Below are 930 nucleotides of genomic sequence, written 5' to 3' on the forward strand. Positions count from 1 at the left end.
TCGGCGGCCGACGGGGTGGACCGTCGGCCGCCGGGGCTCAGGCGGCGGTGTAGCCGCCGTCGATCGACAGGATCGAGCCTGTCACGAAGCTCGCGGCGTCGGAAGCGAGGTACACGGCGGCGCCGGCGAGCTCCTCCGGCTCGCCCGGGCGGGACATCGGGGTCATCGCGTTCCAGATGTCGATCTGCTCGCCGCCCTCCTCGTAGAAGCCGCGGGTCAGCTCGGTGCGCATGTAGCCGGGCGCGATCGCGTTCACGCGCACGCCGCGGGAGGCCCACTCGAGCGCGGCGGAGCGGGTGAGGTTGTGGACCGCGGCCTTGGAGGCGTTGTAGGAGGCCTGGGTCTGGGGCACGTTGGCGATGATGCCGCTCATGGAGCCGGTGTTGATGATGCTGCCGCGGCCCCGCTCGAGCATGGCCCGGCCGACGGCCGAGAGCACGTGGTAGACGCCGTCGAGGTTCAGGCTCATCACGGCCCGCCACTTCTCGCCGTCGCCGTCCTCGACCGGGTGGTGGATGGTGCGCCCGGCGTTGTTCAGCAGGATCTCGATCCCGCCGACCTCCTGGTCGATCTCGGCGACGACCTTCTCGACCATCGCCTGGTCGGTGACGTCGAGGTGGCGGTAGGAGACCTCCACCCCGGTCTCGGCGGCGAGGTCCTTCGCGGCCTGCTGGCCGGTCGCGTCGTCGATGTCGGCGAGCACGATCGGGGCGCCGTGCTGCGCGAGACCGCGGGCCATCGCGAGGCCGAGGCCCTTCGCGCCGCCGGTGACGAGGGCGGTGCGGCCGGTGAGGTCGAACATGGGGCTGATGGCGGAGGTCATGGAGGACTCCTTCGAAGCAGTGGGCGGACGGGGCGAGCGGGGCCGACGGGCGCTGCGCGCGGGGCGGGGCGCGACGGACGAGCGGGCGGGACGGCCGGTACGGGCGG

1 protein-coding gene is annotated in these 930 nt (G+C 73.1%); it reads right to left on the reverse strand.

The features are described 5' to 3' along the window. Positions 1-37 precede the first annotated feature (37 nt). Positions 38-823: an SDR family oxidoreductase gene (locus HMPREF3159_RS12360; protein WP_070501285.1), complete on the reverse strand. Its 786-nt coding sequence runs from the start codon at positions 821-823 to the stop codon at positions 38-40. Positions 824-930: the final 107 nt, after the last annotated feature.

It is taken from the genome of Brachybacterium sp. HMSC06H03 (assembly GCF_001807385.1).
Taxonomy (GTDB): domain Bacteria; phylum Actinomycetota; class Actinomycetes; order Actinomycetales; family Dermabacteraceae; genus Brachybacterium; species Brachybacterium conglomeratum.